This is a genomic window from Aquisphaera insulae (assembly GCF_011064615.1).
GTDB classification, from domain to species: domain Bacteria; phylum Planctomycetota; class Planctomycetia; order Isosphaerales; family Isosphaeraceae; genus Aquisphaera; species Aquisphaera insulae.
The window spans coordinates 93,544-106,016 of sequence record NZ_JAALJH010000012.1; the positions used below are offsets into that span (position 1 = coordinate 93,544).

At 71.6% G+C, this 12,473-nt stretch carries 10 protein-coding genes; 7 read left to right on the top strand and 3 right to left on the bottom strand.

Translation table 11 applies throughout. From position 1 onward, the window contains the following. Positions 1-129: 129 nt before the first annotated feature. Positions 130-1,353 carry a hypothetical protein gene (locus G6O54_RS09730; RefSeq protein ID WP_165223963.1) on the bottom strand — a complete coding sequence of 408 codons (1,224 nt, stop codon included), beginning with the start codon at positions 1,351-1,353 and terminating at the stop codon, positions 130-132. A 16-nt stretch (positions 1,354-1,369) separates the two neighbouring features. Continuing rightward, a complete protein-coding gene (locus tag G6O54_RS09735) occupies positions 1,370-3,952 on the bottom strand; it encodes a carboxypeptidase-like regulatory domain-containing protein (RefSeq protein WP_165223966.1) in 2,583 nt (860 codons plus the stop codon). A 202-nt stretch (positions 3,953-4,154) separates the two neighbouring features. Here G6O54_RS09735 and G6O54_RS09740 point away from each other — a divergent pair, with 202 nt between their 5' ends. The 7 genes from G6O54_RS09740 (at position 4,155) to G6O54_RS09770 (ending at position 12,035) form a co-directional block, all read left to right on the top strand. Beyond that, entirely contained in the window at positions 4,155-5,174 is a 1,020-nt protein-coding gene (locus G6O54_RS09740; protein ID WP_500809979.1) for an extracellular solute-binding protein, read from the top strand. A gap of 85 nt (positions 5,175-5,259) precedes the next feature. Continuing rightward, a complete protein-coding gene (locus G6O54_RS09745; RefSeq protein WP_165223972.1) occupies positions 5,260-6,303 on the top strand; it encodes a DUF1559 domain-containing protein in 1,044 nt (347 codons plus the stop codon). 57 nt (positions 6,304-6,360) lie between these two features. Continuing rightward, positions 6,361-7,041, top strand: a complete 681-nt coding sequence (locus tag G6O54_RS09750) for a 3-keto-alpha-glucoside-1,2-lyase-like domain-containing protein (protein WP_165223975.1) — start codon at positions 6,361-6,363, stop codon at positions 7,039-7,041. 428 nt (positions 7,042-7,469) lie between these two features. Next, positions 7,470-8,258 carry a tetratricopeptide repeat protein gene (locus G6O54_RS09755; RefSeq protein ID WP_165223978.1) on the top strand — a complete coding sequence of 263 codons (789 nt, stop codon included), beginning with the start codon at positions 7,470-7,472 and terminating at the stop codon, positions 8,256-8,258. Further along, positions 8,255-9,313, top strand: a complete 1,059-nt coding sequence (locus G6O54_RS09760) for an extracellular solute-binding protein (protein ID WP_165223981.1) — start codon at positions 8,255-8,257, stop codon at positions 9,311-9,313. Before G6O54_RS09755 ends, G6O54_RS09760 begins: the two co-directional genes overlap by 4 nt. Further along, on the top strand, positions 9,310-10,998 hold the full coding sequence (locus tag G6O54_RS09765; RefSeq protein WP_165223984.1) for an ABC transporter permease: 1,689 nt from the start codon (positions 9,310-9,312) through the stop codon (positions 10,996-10,998). The genes G6O54_RS09760 and G6O54_RS09765 overlap by 4 nt, the downstream gene beginning before the upstream one ends. Then, the gene (locus G6O54_RS09770) at positions 10,995-12,035 is read left to right on the top strand and encodes an ABC transporter ATP-binding protein (RefSeq protein WP_165223987.1); all 1,041 of its coding nucleotides are present in this window, start codon (positions 10,995-10,997) and stop codon (positions 12,033-12,035) included. Before G6O54_RS09765 ends, G6O54_RS09770 begins: the two co-directional genes overlap by 4 nt. A gap of 68 nt (positions 12,036-12,103) precedes the next feature. Here the strand turns inward: G6O54_RS09770 and G6O54_RS09775 are convergent, their stop codons facing one another. Continuing rightward, positions 12,104-12,454: a hypothetical protein gene (locus G6O54_RS09775; protein WP_165223990.1), complete on the bottom strand. Its 351-nt coding sequence runs from the start codon at positions 12,452-12,454 to the stop codon at positions 12,104-12,106. Positions 12,455-12,473 lie beyond the last annotated feature (19 nt).

Genomic DNA, 12,473 nt, shown 5'->3' on the forward strand with positions numbered 1-12,473 from the left:
CTGTTTCGATGAGTTGTGTTTCGGCGTGGAGCTTGCCGGCGAGGGGGCCGGAGTCGAAATCGACGGTGGTTCGGAAGGCTTCGGGGGGGGGTTGTCGGGCACTCGGACCGAGGCCGGGCAGAAGGTGCCTCAGGTGAAGCCGGACGTGGCGGCGTCGAGGGTTCTCGCGTCGCGGGAGGACACGAGCGTCACCCGGGTGGTGGTGAGGTCGTCGGCGGATGGTGAGGTGATCGAGCCGCGGCAGCCGTAGTTGATCTGGAGGCCGTCGGCGGTGGTGAGTCGGGGGAGGACCGTGATCGGCCGGCCCGACTTCCTTTCGCTCGGGGGCTCGGCGATCTCGGCCGAGAGTGCGAGGCCGTCGAGGGGGTCGATCTCCACCGAGGCCCCCTTCCCGACCGCGTGCCGGGGCTCGCCCGGTTCGAAGGCTCGTTCCGAGAATCCGTAATGCCAGGCCGGGCCGCCGGCCGGGTCGGTGAGTACGAGCGTGAAAGCCGTGAGCCGATAGGCGCCGACGGGGACAACCGCATCCGCGCCGCCGTCGACGTTGATCGCGGAGCCGTCGCGGCCGATGAGCTGGGCGTGGATTTCCGCGAGGTGGGCCCGGGTCTCCGGCCTCCGGACGGTCAGGCGAATCGTGCCGGTCCCTTCCAGGGGAGCGAACGAGAGTCGCGAGCCGGCCGGGTCGGACCGGACGGCGTAACGGTCCGGGCCGATGCTGAGGATGGGGGTGAAGAGGAATTGCTCGGAGCTCGGGTCCCATTGGCCGTCGTCGTTGAGGTCGATCCAGATCGGGTCCATGGGGCTCGTGAAGAAGCCGTCGGTGTCGCCGTCGGTCCGGCGGGCGGCGTGGGTCCGGCCGGCGATTTCCACGGTCCCCTCGAGGTAGCCGGCGGCGGCGACGCTCAGGATCCGGCCGGTCGCGCCCAGCTTCAGGACGACCTCGCGGGGGATCTCCCGGATCGAGTCCTCCTCGGTGATCGCCACGCCGAGCGGCAGCCGCCAGGATCGGCCGTGGCCCTCGACGCGATCCCTCGCCTCGATCCGGCGGTTGCGGTCGGCGTCCACGTAGAGGTCCACGTCCCCCGGCCCCGGCCCGATTTCGTCCACCACCACGGTGACCCTCGTGGAGCCGGGACTGCCGTAGCGGAGCTGGGTATATCGCCGATGCGAGCCCCGATAGCTCACCTTCTCCGCCACGTCCTCCGGTCGCGCCGGGCTGAGGCTGACGGCTCGCCACGGCGGATGCTCGAACGCGTCGGAGGGCGGCGGGGTGATGAACCGCCATGCCGGTCTTGAGGGTGAGTCGCCGGGAGTCGCCGTCAGGATGGCGAGGAGCAGGGCCAGGAACGGCATGGTGGGAGTCTCCTCGTTACAGGACATCGCGCCGGTTGAGGATTCCCACCAGGCCCGAGAAGGTGGACCAGATATCGCTCCAGGATCCCGCCTCGGTGCGGCCGAGCTGGGCCGAGAGGATGATCCGCGACCAGTTGGCGCCGTTGGTGTCGGGGTTGGGTGGCTCGGGCATGGCCTCAACGGCGGCGACGGCACGGAGCGGATCGATCTCGGCCAGGAGCGTGATTTCGCTGGGCGTCATCCGGCCGGAGTCCGGTCCCCTGGCTGCGCCGGCGCGGGCGGCCGGCTCGTAGAGGGCGGCGGCGACCCGGCGGTCGTAGCGGGCCAGCAGGATCGCCTGACCGAGGACATCGTTCTGGCCGTGGTCCTCGCGCGGGTCGTCCGGGTCGGCGAGGCCGGCCACGGCCCGCCAGAACATCTCGGGGACGAGCGTGGGGTCGATCGACTCCGCCAGGGGCATGAGGGCCGCCGGGTTCGACCAGGCCGCGAGGACGTCGTGCCGATCGATCTCCGCCAGGGCCTCGCGGACGAGGTCGCGGGCGGATTCCTTGCGGCTCGGGGGGAGCCCGTAGGCCGTGAAGAGGAGCGCTTCGGCACGTCGCCAACCCTTGTCATGCTCCACGGAGATCTTGCGGGCGCGGGGCAAGTCCGCCCTCGCCATGTTCTGGCAGGTCCGGAGGACCACGTCCGAACTCCTCGGCAGGTCGCGGACCCGGTCGATCAGCCGCTCCGCCTCGGCGGGGTCGGTCGCGGCGATCCGGGCGGCGAGGTTGCCGATCGCCAGGCAGTGATCCCTGGCCTTGTCGGGGCCGCCGAGCAGCGCCAGGGCCGCGGGCAGATCCACACGGCCGAGGCGGGACGCGAAGTAGCCGATGAATTCCTCGGCATCCGGACCGAGGCGTTCGGCGATCGGCCGGCCCTCGGCGAAGACGGCTCGGGCCTGGTCCGTCTCGCCCAGATCCAGCAAGAGCTCGGCGGCCTCGCCGAGCTGCCAGACCTTGAGCCTCGGCTCGGGCTCGGCGCGGGCGGCGACCAGCACGCGGTCGACGATCGCGCGCTTCCGATCCCGCGGCTCCTTGGGCAAGGTCACCGCGATCGCGGTCAGCGCCTGGGCCCTGCGGTAGGCTTCCGGGATGCTCTCGGCGACGGCCGCGGCCTCGTCCGGATCGTCGCGTGCCATGGACAGGGAGAGCGCGTATCTCAAGAAGCTCTGGTAATAGGCCGTCTTCTCGAAGGGCGTCTTCTCGATGGCCTCCAGGGCGGCGGCCGGGTCGAAGGTCATTAGCGATCGCAGGGCCCATGCCTTGTCCGAGTCCTTCCCCTTCGCCAGGACCTTCGCCAGAAACGGGGCGAGCACGCGGCGGGCCAGCCGCCGGCGGTCGTCGAGCGGGATCGGGCCGGGCAAGGTCGTCATGGCCGCCGTGGCCGGCTCGTCGAATCGGGCCAGGGTCACCTCGATGGGTCCGCCCGGACCTTCCACGATTCGGCCGTCGATGCGGTAGCCGTCGCGGCGGACGACCAGGGGCGCGGGGCCGGCGGGGAGGCCGTCGAGTCGGAAGGTGCCGCGATCGTCGGTCGCGGCGGAGACCCCGCCGCCCCCGGCGATGACCGCGGCCTCGGCGACGGGCTTGCCCTGGCGATCGACCACCCGTCCGGAGATGCTCCGCGGAGGCATCAGGACGACGTCGGCCAGGCTGGCGGTGCCGTCCCGCTTTCCCGCGGCGGTGACCCATTCGGTGAGGACCGGGCGGAAGCCCTCCGCGTGGACGATGGCACGATACTTGACGTTGGCAAGCAGCACCGGGGGCGTGCGGAAGGTGCCGTCGTCGCTGGTCCGGATCGGTCCGGCCTCGAAGTGGACCGACATGATCTCCACGGCTCGGCCCGGCGATCGCGACCAGACGACGACCTCCGCGCCGGTCGCGGGCCGTCCGTCCGGGCGGAGGACGCGGCCGGCGACCTGACCGCCAGCCCTCAGGTCGAGCGTGACGGCCTCGGAACGACGCTGATCCTCGGTCAGGGACAGGGCGTGCGTTCCCAGGCCAGGGATCGTGGCGAGCACGGCAAAGAGCTCGGTCGTCGGCTCGAGGCAGGTCAGCTCCGCCCGGCCATCGGCGCCGGTCGTCGCCGATACCCGATGGATGATCTCCGTGGGGAGCGTCGTGATGAAGTAATTCGGCTGCCGCGGCAGGACCGTCAGTGGCGTCAGGCGGACGCCCGCGATCGGCCGGCCGTCGTCGCCGCGGACCGTGAAGGTGCGACGCCCGGCCGGAAGCAAGGCGAGGCGGTATCCGTCCGCATCCTTCGCCTTCAGGTGCGTCACCGAGACCACCAGGCCCGACCCCGGCCGGTAGGCCGACAGGTGCCAGCTTTGCCTCCGCTGGGGCCGACGATCGGCGGCCGGCGGCAGGATTTCATATCGGCCCTGGGCGTCGGTCGTGGCGCGGCTCAGGACCGGCACCGTGCCGTCGTCCGCCGGCCCGTGCGACAGGACGATCTCGACGCCCACGACGGGCCGCCCCTCGCGATCGACGGCCGTCCCCGAGAGCGGGGCCGGCTCCTGGGCGAGCAACGACAGGACCAGCGGTAGCCAGGACATGGGCTTGCTCCGAAGGGGCGGGTCGAACCTGGGAGGCCCGAAGGACACATCATCGCACCGCCCGAGCCGCTCATGAAGAGTGAATCGGTGGGAGGACGGGCTCCCGGTTCTCCGGGATGAAGGGCTTGTTTCGTAAACGACATTCGTCGTAGACTCGGGCGACCGAGCACTTCATCGACCCAGGAGGACGGAGATGACGCGCATGTCGTGGAGGTCGCGCACGGCCATGGTCCTTGTGGCCTGGATCGGGGCCTCGGGATTCGGCCGGGCCGCCGACAGGGTCGTCGTGTACGCGGCGCTCGACCGGGAGTTCTCGGAGCCTCTGCTCAACGCGTATGCGGGCAAGAGCGGGGTGACGGTGCTCCCCAAGTTCGACGTCGAGAGCACCAAGACGGTCGGGCTGACCAACCAGATCATCACCGAGTCGGTCCGGCCGCGGTGCGACGTCTTCTGGAACAACGAGATCCTCAACACGCTCCGGCTCCGGGATCGCGGGCTGCTCGCACCGTTCGAGCCCTCGCACGCGGCCGACATCCCGGACGCCTTCAAGGCGAAGGACGGGACCTGGTACGGCTTCGCGGCGCGGGCGCGGATCCTGCTCGTGAACACGAAGCTCGTCGCCGAGGCCGAGCGACCCAGGGGGATCCTCGACCTGGCCGCCCCGAAGTGGAAGGGGAAGGTCGGGATCGCCAAGCCCCTCTTCGGCACGACCGCGACGCACGCCGCCTGCCTGGCCGCGAAGTGGGGGCAGGAGAAGGCCGAGGGGTACTTCCTGGACCTCAAGGCCAACGGCGTCCAGGTCCTCTCCGGGAACAAGCAGGTCGCCACGGCGGTCGGCTCGGGCGCGCTTGCGTTCGGCATGACCGACACCGATGACGCCATCGGCGAGCTCGAGGCGGGGAGCCCCGTCGCGATCGTCTACCCCGACCGCGAGCCCCACGCGCTCGGGACGCTGTTCATCCCGAACGTGGTGGCCATCCTCAGGAATGCGCCCCATCCGGAGGCGGCCCGGGCCCTGGCCGACCACCTGCTCAGCCCGGAGATCGAGGAGGCGCTGGCCGCCGGCCCGAGCGCCCAGATACCGATCCTGAAGGCCACCAGGGCCACGGCCCGCGTCGAGACGCCGAAATCGGTGCACGCGATGGAGGTGGACTTCGAGGCCGCGGTGAAGGCCTGGGACCGGACCGCCGCCTTCCTGGCTCGGGAGTTCGCGGGCGGGTGATCCGTCGACCCGACCTTCGGGAAGGCTCACGAACCGGGCTTCGCCCCGCAGCCCGAGAAACCGATTCTCCTATGGAGGAAGGATAATGTTTCGATCCGGATCGCGAAGGCGGGGTTTCACGCTGATCGAGCTGCTGGTGGTGATCGCGATCATCGCCGTGCTGATCGCCCTGCTGCTGCCGGCCGTACAGGCGGCGCGGGAGGCGGCCAGGCGCATCCAGTGCACGAACAATCTCAAGCAGCTCGGCCTCGGGCTCATGAATTACGAGAGCATGAGCGGGGCCTTCCCGCCGAAGTCGATCCAGACGGGCGTCGGGACCAACATCCCGACCACGGCCTTCGATTGGGGGACGAGCGCGAGGCTCCTGCCGTTCATGGAGCAAGGGGCGATGTTCAACGCGATCAACTTCAGCTTCAAGTATCTCGCCCCTTCCGAGGCGACGGTCGGCGGCATGACCGTGGCCGTGCTCCTCTGCCCGAGCGAGCCCAACACGCAGCGCCTCCTGTTCCGGGGCTATTACTACGGCGTGAACAGCTACGCCTGGTGCGTCGGCGATTGGTACGTCTACGGCGGCATGAACGGGCCGGACACGCGAAGCGCCTTCGCCACCAACCGGAGCCGGCGGATCGCGGACATCACCGACGGCAGCAGCCAGACCGTCTTCGCCGCCGAGGTGAGGACCTATCAGCCGCAGTTGCGCCACTGCTTCCCGGAGGGGAGCGGGGGGACGTTCCCGAACCTGAGCAGCCCCTCGATCGTCCCCGACGTGGCCTCGTCGCTCGCGTTCATCACGTCTCCTTCGACGTTCGGCCAGTGCCAGATGATCGCCGAGGGTCACACCCGGTGGGTCAAGGGGGACAGCTATCACGGCGGCTTCACGACGGCGCTGCCGCCGAACACGAGCGTCATCGGGCCGCAGGGCCTGGACCTGGACCTCGCCTCGATCGACGAGGACGACGGCGGGCCGACCTACGCGGCCATCACGTCGCGGAGCTATCATCCCGGCGGCGTCAACGTGCTCTTCGGCGACGGGCGGATCCAGTTCATCAAGGGCAGCATCAACGGCACGGTCTGGCGGGCCCTGGGGACGATCCGCGGCGGCGAAGTCGTTAGCTCGGATTCGTACTGAGCATCGCGGATGCCCGGCACGGCCGCCTGCATCCTGGACTTGGAGCCAAGACGACCGATGATCAACAAGATAAAGGTTCATGTGACCGAGTTTCTGCTCCTCCTCGCGGCGCTCGCCGCCGGATGCGCCGGGCAGGGTGGCCAGGGGGGGAGCCCGGGGCCGATGACGATCGACTTCGAATCGGCCGAGGTCGGCAAGCCCCCGCCGGGATTCGCGACCGAGCTGACGGGGGGCGGCGGCCCGGTCTCATGGCTTGTCCGCGAGGATCCGTCGGCCCCGAGCGGCGGGAAGGCGCTCGTCCAGGAGAGCGCGGACGACACGAGCTACCGGTTCCCGCTCTGCATCCTCGAGGAGAAGAGCCTTCGCGACGTGGCCGTCGAGGTGAAGTACAAGGCGATCTCCGGCAAGGTGGACCAGGCGGGGGGAATCGTCCTGCGATATGCCTCGGAGAACTACTACATCGCCCGGGCCAATGCCCTCGAGGATAATGTGAACCTGTTCAGGACGGAAAACGGCAAGCGCGTCAAGATCGAGGAGGTGCCGGTCAAGGTGACCCCCGGCGAATGGCACACGCTCCGCTTCGAGGCGAAGGGGCCGCATCTCCGGGTCGATTTCGACGGCAAGACCGTGATCGAGAAGGAGGACGCGACCTTCCCCGAGCCCGGCAAGGTCGGGCTCTGGACCAAGGCGGATAGCGTCACGGCGTTCGATGATTTCAAGATCGAGCCAGTCCGATGAAGGATCCCGATTCTGGTCCCCTCGCCCCACCGTGGGCTTTGCTCTACCCACAAATGCGAAGAGACCGTGGTGGAGGCAGAAAGCTAACCTTACGCCTTGAGGCGCGCCCTCCGGTCCCCTCCCCCCAACGAGGGAGAGGGGGCGACCGCGATCGACATTCAAGAGGACATCGCGCGCATCGGCCAGCCTCCCTTCAGACGACTCACCTCGAAGTCTACGGCTTGCCCGTTCCCCCTCTCCCTAACCCTCCCCCACCAGGGGGGAGGGGACCAGAGAGCTCGGGACGCCGCCAGGCGGTTTCGCTCTGCAGGGCTCTGCCGGGGCGGAATTGTTGGCGTCTGCGAGCGGGGGTCGCCTCCGTCGCGATTCTGTGCTTCCTCGCCGGCTGTGGTCCGCGACCCGAGCCCCCGCGGCCCGCGACGGCGCCCATGGCCACCCCCGATCTCGACGGCGAGATTGCCCGGGCGGGGGAGCTCAGGCGACCCTTGCTCGTGCTCATCGCGGAATCGAGCAAGAGCGACGCCGATGACGCGGCGCGGGGCCTGCTCGACGCCTCGAACCTCGGCAGCGAGGCGGATCGGCTCGTCCCGGTCCTGCTCGACCTCCGCGCCTCGCGGAACCGCGCGATGGCCGCGCGGTTCCATGCCCTCGAGACGCCCGTGCTCCTCGTCCTTTCTCCCGGGGGAGTCGTCGTCAGCCGCGACGAGAAGCCGCTCACGAGGGAGCTGGTCCTTCGGCGGATCGACGAGGGCCGGCTGCGGGCCGGGGACCTCGATGCCAGGCTCGCCCTGCTGGAGGCGCCGGTGACCAAGGACGGCGCCGACCTGAAGGCACGGATCGCCCTCGCCGAGTTCCTGCAGGGGCGACAGAACCTGCGCGAGGCGATCCCGCACCTGGCCGCCGTCGCCCATGCCGATGCGGCGGACGCGGCCCTCCGCGTTCGCGCCTGGGTCGACCTGGCCCGCGCCCATCTCTGGATCGGCGAGCCGGAGAAGGGCCGCCATGAGGCCGAATCCCTGATCGCGTGGGGGGCGAAGGCCCCGGAGGCACGGGCGGGAGGGGAGCTCGTCCTGGCGACGCAGGACGCGAAGGCCGGCCGCACGGCCCGGGCTCGTCAGGAGTTCCAGGCCGCCATCGCCGCGGCGCCGGAGTCGGACTACGCCAGACTGGCCAGGGATGGGCTGGCCAGGCTGCCGAAGGGGGAGGGCTCGCCATGAACCGGCGGATTCCGATCGTGGCGGGCGCGAGGGCCGCCCTGGCCGTGGCCCTCTCCCTCGCCGGGTGCTCGGGCTCCTGGGAACGAGGGGGCACCCCCCGGCCCACGGTCGTCCTCTACTGCGCGACCGATCGCGAGATCGCCCAGGATCTGATCGACGAGTTCGAGCGAGAGGCCGGGATCCACGTCGAGGCGAAGTTCGACACCGAGGCCGCGAAGGCGGTCGGCCTGGTCCAGGCGATCCGCCAGGAGAAGGCCAACCCGCGCTGCGACGTGCTCTGGGGCGGGGGGGCGTTCTTCGGCACGATGCTCGCCGATGAAGGCTGCCTGGCGCCGGCCCCGGACGACCTGATCAAGGCCCACGGCACGGCGCCTCGCGATGCCCGGGGGCGCTGGCTCGGCTTCGCCGCGGCGTATCGGGTGCTGATCGTCAACACCGATGTCCTCGAGCCGAGGTCGCGGCCGCATTCGTATCGCGAGCTGGCGGATCCGCGGTACAGGGGGCATGTGGGCATCGCCAATCCGCTCTTCGGCGGGATGGCGGCGCACGTCGCCGCGCTCTTCGACAGGCTCGGCACGGACGAGGCCCGGCGCTGGCTGAGCGACCTCGAGGCCAATGACATCGCCCTCTGTGCCGGCATGGCCGACGTGACGACGCGCGTCGCCTCGGGCGAGCTCTGGTTCGGGATCACGAGCTCGATCGATGCCCACGTCGCGGTCGACGGCGGCAAGCCGGTGGCCGTCGTCTTCCCGGACCAGGGGCCGGGCGAGATCGGCTGCCTCCAGGGCTTCGGCACCGTGGCGCTGGTGGCGGGCGGTCCGCACCCGAAGGAGGCGGAGCGATTCCTCCGCTTCCTCATGACCGCGAGGACGGAGGAGATCCTCGCCGCGGGGCCCGGACAGAACGTCGGGATGCTGCCGGAGAGCGTGGCCCGAGGCATCCGCCCGGCGTGGATCCCGCCGGGGATCCGGGCCATGGACGTGGACTGGGCCGGCGCGGTCCGGGCCTACCCGGAGTCGACGAAGGCCATCAAGGAAATCCTCCTGGGGCGATGAGAGTGCCGCATAAACTCCCGGCCGCCGCGGCCATCCTGCTGGCGGCCTTCCTCGTCCTCTCGCCCCTGCTGGCGGCCCTGTTCGGGGCCGGGCCGTGGGGGCCGACGTCGTCGTCGGCGTTCGCCGGCATCGCCGGGCCGCTCGGCGGGTCGGCGTGCTCCGCCCTCGTCGCCGCGCTGGTCGCCCTGCTGCTCGGGGTGCCCTTCGCGCTGCTGGTGGAGCGGCTGGGGGCCGGTCCCCGGCGCGTGGCCTGGACGCTCGGCTTGCTGGCCCTCATGGTGCCGCCCTATCTCGTCGCCGAGGCGGCGATCGTGCTCCTCGGGCCCGCGGGCAAGGTCGCGCGGCCGGTCGGCCTGCTCCTGGGCCTCGGCCCGCGATCGGCCGACCCGATCGCGGCCGGGCGGTTCACGGTCCCGGGATTCGTCTACTCCTGGCAGGCGGTCGGCCTGGTCATGGGAGGGTGCCTCTTCCCGGTCGTCGCGCTGGCCGTGGCGGGCGCGTACCGTCGCACCGATCACCGGGCCTTCGAATCGGCGCGGCTGGCGCGGGGATGGCGGGGTGTCGTCACGATCGGGGCGTCGGTCCTGATCCCCCCTGCCCTGGGCGCGGCGTTCCTGGTCCTTGCGCTGACGCTCACCGAGTTCGCGGTCCCGCAACTGCTGCGGGTACGGACGGTCGGCGATGCGGTCTACGAGAGGATTCAGGTCGGCGACCTGGCGGGGGCGTCGGCCCTCTGCCTGCCGCTCCTGCCGATCGTCGTCGCGGCCGGGGGGCTCGGCTCCTTCGCGCTGATGCGCGGCCGGGTCGCGAGCCTGGCGGGGCTGGAGGGCGAGGTCCCCCGGTTCGCCGGCCGTCGGCCGGGCCGCACGGCGCAGGTCGCGGCCGGGATCATGACGGGCCTGGCGATCACCCCGGCCCTGGTCCTGCCCTGCGTGTCGCTTGGCTGGCTCGCCGTCACGGCGCGGATCGCACGGCCGGCCGCGGGGGGCCGGCACAGGGTCCTGCGCGCGTCCGGCTTCCTCGACTCCCTGGGCGGGGCGTGGGATCTCGCGCACGACGACGCGATTCGAACCGTCGTGCTCGCGGCGATCGCGGCGACGCTCGCGACGGCCTTCGCGACCGCGCTGGCCCGGCTCGCGACTCGGGCCGGCTGGGCTGCCGCCCTGGGCGTGCTCGGCGCCGGCGTGGCGGTGCCGGCCCCGATCGTCGGGCTGGGGCTGATCGCCCTCTGGAACCGGGGCGCCGGGGCCGCGATCTACACGAGCTCGGCCGTCGTCCTGCTGGCGTGGTTCGCGCGGTTCCTGCCGATCGCCGTCTTCCTGGCGCAGGGGGCGCTCGCGCGCGTCCCGCGCGAGCTGGAGGACGCGGCGGCGCTCGCGGGGCGAGGTCCCGTCGGGCGGCTCCTCGCGGTGGTGATCCCGAACGCGGCGCCGGGCCTGGTGGCCGCCTGGCTGGCGATCTATGTCCTGTCCGCGACCGAGTACGGCTCGACCGCCCTGATCGCGCCCCCCGGGAGGCCCCTGCTGGCGCCGTCGGTCGTGAACCTCATGAGGCGTGGGCAGGATCCGGAGATCGCGGCCTGCCAGGTCCTGCTGCTGGCCGTGATCGCCCTGCCGCCGGTCCTGCTCGCCCTCGGCATGGTCCTGCGCCCTCGATTCGGGGCCTCCGCGAAAGGAACGCCGTGAACGAAGTCCTCCGGGTCGACGCCCTCGGCCGCTCCTTCGGCGAGGCGAAGGTCCTCGAAGGTGTGGACCTCTCGCTGGGACGCGGCGAGCGGCTCGCGGTGCTCGGCCGATCCGGGAGCGGCAAGACCACGCTCCTGCGGCTGATCGCGGGGCTCGAGCCGCCGACCGAGGGGATCATCACCATCGCGGGGCAGGCCGCGTCGCGCGCGGGCCGCGTCCTGATCGCGCCGGAGCGACGCGGGGTGGCGCTCGTCTTCCAGGGGCTGGCGCTCTTCCCGAACCTCCGCGCGCTCGATCAGGTCGCGTTCGCCGCGCGGGGCCGCGGCGGCCTCGAACGGGCCAGGAGCCTGCTCGATCGCGTGAGCCTCGGCCATCGCGCCGGAGCGCGGCTCGATGAGCTCTCGGGGGGCGAACGGCAGCGGATCGCGCTGGCGAGGGCCCTGGCCCAGGAGCCGCGGCTGCTCCTCATGGACGAGCCGTTCGCGAGCCTCGACGACGAGAAGCGGGCCGCGATGCGCGACCTGCTCCGGTCCCTCCTTGACGGGACCGAGACGACGCTCGTCCTGGTGACCCATGCCCGCGAGGACGCGTTCGACCTGGCCCGCCGGGTCATGGTGCTCGATCACGGCCGGCCCGTCGCCGACGGCCCGCTCGAGGCCCTCCTGCTCCGCCCCCGGCATGCGGCCGTCGCCCGGGCGCTCGGCCTGGGTCAGTTGATCCCGGGCGTGGTCACGCCCCGGGGCGACGCCGAGACGGCGTTCGGGAAGGTGCGGGTCTCTCACGGAGACGGGCCGGGCCCCGCCCTGCTCCTCGTGCGGCCCGCGCAGCCGCGGCTCGCCGCGGACGACGCCGGCATCGAGGCCGAGGTCGTGTCGGTCGAGCTGCGGCCGCCGGAAGGGCGCGAGGTCCGTCGGGTCGCCGTCGTCCGCGCGGGGGGAATCGTCCTGCGCGTGCTCGCTCGCGACCATCACCCGTCCGTGGGCGATCGCGTCCGGGTGCGGATCGACGGCGAGTGTGATGCGGTCCGGGGAGGATGAGCCGAGGAGGCATCCCTGCCTCGCCGGGCGCCTCGCCGCGGTCCCCGTCGGAGGGCCGATGCGACGACTCACCTGCTCGCCTTGCGCCGGGCCCGGCCGGCCGCCGGCTTCGGCGTGGCCCCGGCCGGGGCCGGGGCCGGGGCCGGCTCGGGATCGAGGTTGATGATCGTCCCCACCGGGACGAAGGGGAGGTCGAACGAGCCGTCGGCGAGCCCGATGACGTCGTTGGGGTACTTCGCCCTGAGGGCGTCGAATTCCTCATCCGTCAGTCCCTTCACCCGGCCGTCGATCACGCGCCCTTGATAGGAGAAGAGCGTGGCGTTGGTGTAGTGGGCGATGTCGACCTTCGGGTCGGCCTTCTGCCAGGCCCCCTCGCGGATGACCCAGTTGGTGACCTCGATGGGCATGCGTGCGGTCATCGTTCGGACCTCCTCGCGG

Bases quoted from the DNA above. Each gene is read 5' to 3' on its own strand.
- G6O54_RS09755 (WP_165223978.1), top strand. From the start codon at position 7,470: ATGGCCACCCCCGATCTCGACGGCGAGATTGCCCGGGCGGGGGAGCTC.
- G6O54_RS09745 (WP_165223972.1), top strand. From the start codon at position 5,260: ATGTTTCGATCCGGATCGCGAAGGCGGGGTTTCACGCTGATCGAGCTG.
- G6O54_RS09775 (WP_165223990.1), bottom strand. From the start codon at position 12,454: ATGACCGCACGCATGCCCATCGAGGTCACCAACTGGGTCATCCGCGAG.
- G6O54_RS09760 (WP_165223981.1), top strand. From the start codon at position 8,255: ATGAACCGGCGGATTCCGATCGTGGCGGGCGCGAGGGCCGCCCTGGCC.
- G6O54_RS09735 (WP_165223966.1), bottom strand. From the start codon at position 3,952: ATGTCCTGGCTACCGCTGGTCCTGTCGTTGCTCGCCCAGGAGCCGGCC.
- G6O54_RS09765 (WP_165223984.1), top strand. From the start codon at position 9,310: ATGAGAGTGCCGCATAAACTCCCGGCCGCCGCGGCCATCCTGCTGGCG.
- G6O54_RS09730 (WP_165223963.1), bottom strand. From the start codon at position 1,353: ATGCCGTTCCTGGCCCTGCTCCTCGCCATCCTGACGGCGACTCCCGGC.
- G6O54_RS09750 (WP_165223975.1), top strand. From the start codon at position 6,361: ATGATCAACAAGATAAAGGTTCATGTGACCGAGTTTCTGCTCCTCCTC.
- G6O54_RS09740 (WP_500809979.1), top strand. From the start codon at position 4,155: ATGTCGTGGAGGTCGCGCACGGCCATGGTCCTTGTGGCCTGGATCGGG.